Source organism: Pseudomonas sp. P5_A2_2 (assembly GCF_054177685.1).
On sequence record NZ_JBGCUL010000180.1, the window covers coordinates 1 to 7,061 of the forward strand.

Consider the following 7,061-nt stretch of genomic DNA (forward strand, 5'->3'; position numbering starts at 1 on the left):
GTATTGCCGAACATTTCCGATCACCGCAGTGAAATGTCCGAGGCGTTGCACATCAACGCCGGCCGCCTGCTGTGCAAGTACCTGTCGGAAGAGTGGGACTTCTCCTACAACTTCGCCAACGAAGACAGCAGCGAAGCCAGCGTCATGGGCCGCATCCGCCCATGGAACGCGATGATGTTGATCTCCAACGACATCATGCGTTACGCCGAAGAGAACGATGACGGCAATATCCAGAATATTGATGTCAATGCCATGGAGAAGCATGCCAACCAATACATCTCGCAGCAGATCTTCAACATTCTGACGGCCCAGGCGGTGACCACCGACTACGACCAGAACTATTTCCGTCGCGCCGGCATCGACATCGGCGAAACCATCCGCCTGGACGCCAACGACCTGTTCATGAGCCTGGCCGGCCCGGTGGCGATTGCCTACGCAGAGTCCGTGGTGCCGGAAACCCCGCCGCCGAGCAGCGACAAATTCAAGGTGTTCGAGAAAGAGCCGCAGCGCCTGAACATCGATGACCTGTTCTTCCGTTCGATCGACCTGCCGCACTTCAACAAGGTCACCCAGGCCATCGAAGGCATCAGCCTGTTGCCGATCGAGTCCAAGCGTTATCGCGCGTCGCTGGAGCAGTACAAGAACTCGGGTTACGACGCGGCGGCGCTGCATGACCTGCACTTCTTCAAGAATTGCTCGTCGGTGGTGTCGATCGTTTCCCTGCCGAAGGACTACAAGCTGTCCTACATGGATTTGAACCGGTTGAAGACTCACCTCAACAGCCTGTTCCCCAACACCACGCTCAAGCGCTACGCGTTGGTGATCGGTGCTTCGGCCAACCTGTCGCTGACCACCCTGATCGCCAAGAGCCCGTGCCTGTCGGACGACTTCCTGACGCTGATCGTGGCGTTCATCAAGCGCTGTTTCGCGAAAAACCCGTACCGCTTCGACGAGACCCTGGACAACTCGATCCTGGACTTCATCATCAACGAACAGTTCGATGAAGACCGGATCGACGAGTTACTCAACGAATTCGAGAACCCGGCGAAGATCCTCGATACCAACTGGTACGCGATCAAGCCGATGTACGAGAAGAAGTACCGCGAGCTGATCAACGACAAGGACAAATTCGTCTCGATCAACGACATTCGCCTGTCGCGCGACTGTGTGAAGAAAGCGATCAAGTACCTGCGCGAGATCTACCGTCACCGCATTGGCAAGACCAAGGTCATTTCGTTGAATAACCATACGGGCAAGACAGCTTAATAAGACGCAAAACCGCGTCGCCGCCATCGCGAGCAAGCTCGCTCCCACAGGGATCGCATTCTTTCAGAGAGAACGCGGTCAACTGTGGGAGCGAGCTTGGTCCGGGCGGCGTTCCGACGATGGCGGCCTTGAATTCACTGCATATCAACATCCAGAAACAATTGAGCGGCCGTTCAGTTGTCCTCTCAACTGTTCCCGTTACGTTTACGTCACCGTGAAGCTGTAGCCTTTCTTCACGGCAACATGCCATCACGCTACCCGGCTACACACTTTTATCCCTGAAAGGAACGCACCAATAATGTGCAACCTTTTAAGCCTGCGCCCTTTCCTGGATCAGAATCCACGGCGAAACAACCACGGCCCACAGCTGCGGATCACGCTCAAAAAGATCCAGCGCCCGTGTTTCAGACAGCTTGGCGAGTTTGTCAGCGGCCAGCCAGGCAGCCACTTTCTCCCCTTCATCCTGGGCCACGGCCTCGGCGGCGGCGATCAAATCCAGGCCAGGATCGACCCACAATAGGGCACCCTTGGCGAAGAACGGCTCCAGCTCTTTCCAGGTAATAGATGCGGTTTCACCAAGCAGCTTGGCATAGAGGGTGCTAGGTTCTTGATTCATGGGACTGTCCGGAAAAGAAATCGACGCGAATGATAACGTCGCTGGTCTGGCAGAAAAACCCGGATGCAATTGAGTCACCGAAATGAAAAGCGCAGTAAAGCCAGGGAATGCACTGAATCCGGCTATAAGCCCTTCAACACCCCCGCCGCAATTCTGTCTTTTTCTTTCAATAAAGCGACACTCGCAGGTTTTGCCCCCCGGCGCCGCCTTCCCAGGCCGACAATCGGCGCTCTACACTGTACCGGTACAGTTGTCGGGGGGCATTTCCGGGGGATGTCGTGGATATCTGACCCGGTTCTGCTGCCATCGGCGCCAGGACTATAAAAACTACAACAGTAAGAGTGGAGCACTATGACTAAGGCTACTAAGCAGATTTCCAAACTGTTTGCCGCTATGGTTCTGGCCGGGGTTGCCAGCCATTCGTTCGCAGCTGACACCATCAAGATCGGCATCGCCGGCCCTAAAACCGGCCCGGTCACTCAATACGGCGACATGCAGTTCATCGGTGCCAAGATGGCCATCGAGCAGATCAACGCCAAGGGCGGCGTCGACGGCAAGATGCTCGAAGCCAAGGAATACGACGACGCGTGCGACCCTAAACAAGCCGTGGCCGTCGCCAACAAAGTGGTCAACGATGGTGTGAAATTCGTTGTCGGTCACCTCTGCTCCAGCTCCACTCAACCGGCTTCGGACATCTACGAAGACGAAGGCGTGATCATGATTACCCCGGCTGCCACCAGCCCGGACATCACCGCACGTGGTTACAAAATGGTGTTCCGCACCATCGGCCTGGACAGCGCCCAGGGCCCTGCTGCCGGTAACTACATCGCCAACCACGTAAAACCGAAAATCGTTGCTGTGCTGCACGACAAACAGCAATACGGTGAAGGCATCGCCACCTCCGTGAAGAAAACCCTCGAAGGCAAAGGCGTCAAGGTTGCCGTATTCGAAGGCCTCAACGCCGGCGACAAGGACTTCTCCTCGATCATCCAGAAGCTCAAGCAAGCCAACGTCGACTTCGTCTACTACGGCGGCTACCACCCGGAACTGGGCCTGATCCTGCGTCAATCCAAGGAAAAGGGCCTGAACGCCAAGTTCATGGGGCCTGAAGGTGTGGGCAACGACTCCATCTCGCAAATCGCCCAGGACGCTTCCGAAGGCCTGTTGGTGACCCTGCCGAAGTCTTTCGACCAGGACCCGTCCAACAAGGCGCTGGTTGAGGCGTTCGCCGCCAAGAAACAGGACCCGACCGGCCCGTTCGTGTTTCCGGCCTACTCGGCTGTCGATGTGATTGCCGAAGGCATCAAGGCAGCGAAGAGCGAAGACACCGCCAAAGTGGCTGAAGCCATTCACAAAGGCACCTTCAAGACTCCGACCGGCGACCTGTCGTTCGACGACAAGGGCGACCTGAAGGACTTCAAGTTCGTGGTCTACCAGTGGCACTTCGGCAAACCTAAAACCGAAGTTTCGCCTCAGTAAGGCGCTGCCTGACTGACTGCCAATAAAGCCCACGGCGCGCCGTGGGCTTTGTTTTACGAGGTAATGGGCCGTGCCTCCGTGATCCGGAAGCCTTCCCACCTGAAAATCTCAAAACCGTCATCAGCGGTTCGCTGGCAAACCTCACGCTCGAAGTGGATGCAGATCCACGGGGCCTGAGCGGGAAAATGACTCCACCAGTGAAATGCGTATCAGGTTTTTAGGAGCGCTGTAATGCCTGAGATCTATCACTTTTTCCAACAGCTGGTTAATGGTCTGACCATTGGCAGCACGTATGCCCTGATCGCCATCGGCTATACGATGGTTTACGGCATCATTGGAATGATTAACTTCGCCCATGGCGAGGTCTACATGATCGGTTCCTACGTGGCCTTCATCGTCCTTGCCGGACTGGCCATGCTGGGTATCCATTCTCTGCCGCTGTTGATGACCGCCGCATTCCTGGCGACCATCGTTGTCACCAGTGCCTACGGTTACAGCATCGAACGGATCGCCTACCGCCCTTTGCGGGGTAGTAACCGCCTGATCCCGCTGATCTCGGCCATCGGCATGTCGATCTTCCTGCAAAACTCCGTATTGCTCTCGCAGGACTCCAAGGACAAATCGATCCCCAACCTGATTCCGGGCAGCTTCAGTTTCGGTCCGGGCGGAGCACAGGAAGTGCTGATTTCCTACATGCAGATCCTGGTGTTCGTGGTGACCTTGGTGGTAATGCTCTGCCTCACCCAGTTCATCTCGCGTTCACGCTTGGGACGTGCCTGCCGGGCCTGTGCCGAAGACATCAAGATGGCCAACCTGTTGGGCATCAACACCAACAACATCATCGCCCTGACCTTCGTCATTGGTGCCGCCCTGGCGGCCGTGGCGGCTGTACTGCTCAGCATGCAGTATGGCGTGATCAACCCGAACGCCGGATTCCTGGTGGGCCTCAAGGCCTTTACCGCGGCGGTACTGGGTGGCATCGGCAGCATTCCGGGCGCCATGCTCGGTGGTCTGGTGCTGGGGGTGGCCGAAGCATTCGGCGCCGATATATTCGGTGACCAGTACAAGGACGTAGTGGCTTTCGGCCTTCTGGTTCTGGTGTTGTTATTCCGGCCAACCGGCCTGTTGGGGCGTCCGGAGATTGAGAAAGTATGACTAGGAATCTTAAACAAGCGCTGTTCAGCGCCCTGCTGGTCTGGGCCGTGGCCTATCCGGTACTCGGTCTGAAACTGTCCATCGCCGGCATCAACCTCGAAGTACTGGGTGCCAGTACCTCCACGCTGTTCATCATCACCGCCAGTTCGGTGCTGATGTTCCTGCGGGTGCTGTTCGACAAACAGTGGAGCACCATGATGAAGTCAGCGCCGAAAGGCTCGCTGGTTTCGCCGAAGGTCAGCCACTTCATGACCCTGCCCAGCACCCAACGCTGGGTCATCATGGGGTTGATCGTGGTCGCTCTGGTGTGGCCGTTCTTCGGCTCGCGCGGTGCGGTGGATATCGCCACGCTGATTCTGATCTATGTGCTGCTCGGTCTGGGCCTGAACATCGTGGTCGGTCTGGCGGGGTTGCTCGACCTGGGCTACGTCGGTTTCTACGCGGTGGGTGCCTACAGCTATGCGCTGCTGTCGCACTACTATGGCCTGAGCTTCTGGATCTGCCTGCCCATCGCCGGACTGATGTCTGCGACGTTCGGCTTCCTGCTGGGCTTCCCGGTACTGCGTCTGCGCGGTGACTATCTGGCGATCGTGACCCTGGGCTTCGGTGAGATCATCCGTCTGTTCCTGCGTAACCTGACGGACCTTACGGGCGGACCGAACGGCATCAGCAACATCCCCAAACCGTCGCTGTTCGGCCTGAGCTTCGATAGAACGGCCGCCGAAGGCATGCAGACCTTCCACGAGTACTTCGGCCTGACCTACAACCCCGTCAGCAAGGTGGTATTCCTCTACCTGGTGGCGCTGTTGCTGGCGCTGTTCGCGCTGTTCGTGATCAACCGCCTGCTGCGCATGCCGATCGGCCGTGCCTGGGAAGCCTTGCGTGAGGACGAAATCGCCTGCCGTGCCTTGGGCCTGAACCCGACCGTGATCAAGCTGTCGGCCTTCACCCTGGGCGCCTGCTTCGCCGGATTTGCCGGTAGCTTCTTCGCCGCACGTCAGGGTCTGGTGACGCCGGAGTCATTCACCTTCATCGAATCGGCCACCATCCTCGCCATCGTGGTGCTGGGCGGCATGGGCTCGCAATTGGGCGTGGTCCTCGCGGCCGTCGTAATGATTCTGTTGCCCGAGCTGATGCGTGACTTCAGCGAATACCGCATGTTGATGTTCGGCGCCTTGATGGTGCTGATGATGATCTGGCGTCCTCAAGGTCTGCTGCCCATGCAACGTCCTCACATGGAGCTGCGTAAATGAGCCGCGAGATCCTCAAAGTAGAAAATCTGAGCATGCGCTTCGGCGGCTTGCTGGCGGTCAACGGCGTGGCCTTGAGCGTGAAGGAAAAGCAGGTCGTGGCACTGATCGGCCCCAACGGCGCCGGCAAGACCACCGTGTTCAACTGCCTGACCGGCTTCTACAAGCCGAGCGGCGGCAGCATCCTGCTGGACGGCGAGGCCATCGAGGGCCTGCCCGGCCACAAGATCGCCCTCAAAGGCGTGGTGCGTACTTTCCAGAACGTGCGGCTGTTCAAGGACATGACCGCGGTCGAGAACCTCTTGATCGCCCAGCACCGTCACTTGAATACCAACTTCCTGGCCGGCCTGTTCAAGACCCCGTCATTTCGCAGAAGCGAACGCGAGGCCATGGAGTACGCCGAGTACTGGCTGGACAAGGTACACCTCAAGGGGTTCGCCAACCGTCCGGCCGGCACCCTGGCCTACGGTCAGCAACGTCGCCTGGAAATCGCCCGCTGCATGATGACCCGCCCGCGGATCCTCATGCTCGACGAACCGGCCGCCGGCCTGAACCCGAAGGAAACCGAAGACCTCAAGGCGCTGATCAGTGTGCTGCGTGAAGAGCACAACGTCACCGTGCTGCTGATCGAACACGACATGAAACTGGTCATGAGCATTTCCGACCACATCGTCGTGATCAACCAGGGCACCCCCCTGGCCAACGGCACACCGGAACAGATCCGCGACAATCCTGAAGTGATCAAAGCCTACCTGGGGGAAGCGTAAATGCTGCAGTTCGAAAACGTTTCCACCTTCTACGGCAAGATCCAGGCTCTGCACAGCGTCAACGTCGAAGTCCGTCAGGGCGAGATCGTGACCCTGATCGGCGCCAATGGTGCCGGCAAGTCGACCCTGCTGATGACGCTCTGCGGTTCGCCGCAGGCCCACAGCGGCAGCATCCGCTACATGGGTGAGGAACTGGTCGGCCAGGACTCCTCGCAGATCATGCGCAAGAGCATTGCCGTGGTGCCGGAAGGCCGTCGGGTGTTTTCCCGCCTGACCGTGGAAGAAAACCTCTCCATGGGTGGTTTCTTCACCGATAAGGGCGATTATCAGGAACAGATGGACAAGGTTCTCGGACTTTTCCCACGCCTGAAGGAACGCTTCGCCCAGCGTGGCGGCACCATGTCCGGTGGCGAACAGCAGATGCTCGCCATCGGCCGTGCGCTGATGAGCAAGCCCAAGCTGTTGCTGCTCGACGAGCCGTCGCTGGGCCTGGCACCGATCATCATCCAGCAGATCTTCGACATCATC

The 7,061-nt window shown here is 58.1% G+C and carries 6 protein-coding genes and 1 pseudogene; 6 read left to right on the plus strand and 1 reads right to left on the minus strand.

Annotated features, from left to right (window positions below; all coding sequences use genetic code 11):
- A pseudogene (locus ACXRVY_RS13175) lies at nt 1-1,266 on the plus strand (hypothetical protein); the annotation flags it as partial.
- A gap of 310 nt (nt 1,267-1,576) precedes the next feature.
- Here ACXRVY_RS13175 and ACXRVY_RS13180 read toward each other — a convergent pair.
- Nucleotides 1,577-1,882, minus strand: coding sequence for a DUF2288 domain-containing protein (locus ACXRVY_RS13180; RefSeq protein WP_108227850.1), 306 nt, complete (start codon nt 1,880-1,882; stop codon nt 1,577-1,579).
- A gap of 351 nt (nt 1,883-2,233) precedes the next feature.
- Between ACXRVY_RS13180 and ACXRVY_RS13185 the strand changes: the two genes are divergently transcribed.
- The 5 genes from ACXRVY_RS13185 to ACXRVY_RS13205 all read left to right on the plus strand — a co-directional run.
- Nucleotides 2,234-3,361, plus strand: coding sequence for a branched-chain amino acid ABC transporter substrate-binding protein (locus tag ACXRVY_RS13185; RefSeq protein ID WP_116262163.1), 1,128 nt, complete (start codon nt 2,234-2,236; stop codon nt 3,359-3,361).
- A 231-nt stretch (nt 3,362-3,592) separates the two neighbouring features.
- Complete coding sequence (livH, locus tag ACXRVY_RS13190; RefSeq protein WP_046043982.1) at nt 3,593-4,516, plus strand: high-affinity branched-chain amino acid ABC transporter permease LivH; 924 nt, start codon at nt 3,593-3,595, stop codon at nt 4,514-4,516.
- On the plus strand, nt 4,513-5,769 hold the full coding sequence (locus ACXRVY_RS13195; protein ID WP_046043981.1) for a high-affinity branched-chain amino acid ABC transporter permease LivM: 1,257 nt from the start codon (nt 4,513-4,515) through the stop codon (nt 5,767-5,769). The genes livH and ACXRVY_RS13195 overlap by 4 nt, the downstream gene beginning before the upstream one ends.
- Nucleotides 5,766-6,533 (plus strand): high-affinity branched-chain amino acid ABC transporter ATP-binding protein LivG, encoded by a 768-nt coding sequence (livG, locus tag ACXRVY_RS13200; RefSeq protein WP_223463200.1) that lies wholly within the window; start codon nt 5,766-5,768, stop codon nt 6,531-6,533. The genes ACXRVY_RS13195 and livG overlap by 4 nt, the downstream gene beginning before the upstream one ends.
- A partial coding sequence (locus ACXRVY_RS13205) for an ABC transporter ATP-binding protein (protein ID WP_458237530.1) occupies nt 6,534-7,061 on the plus strand: 528 nt, incomplete at its 3' end.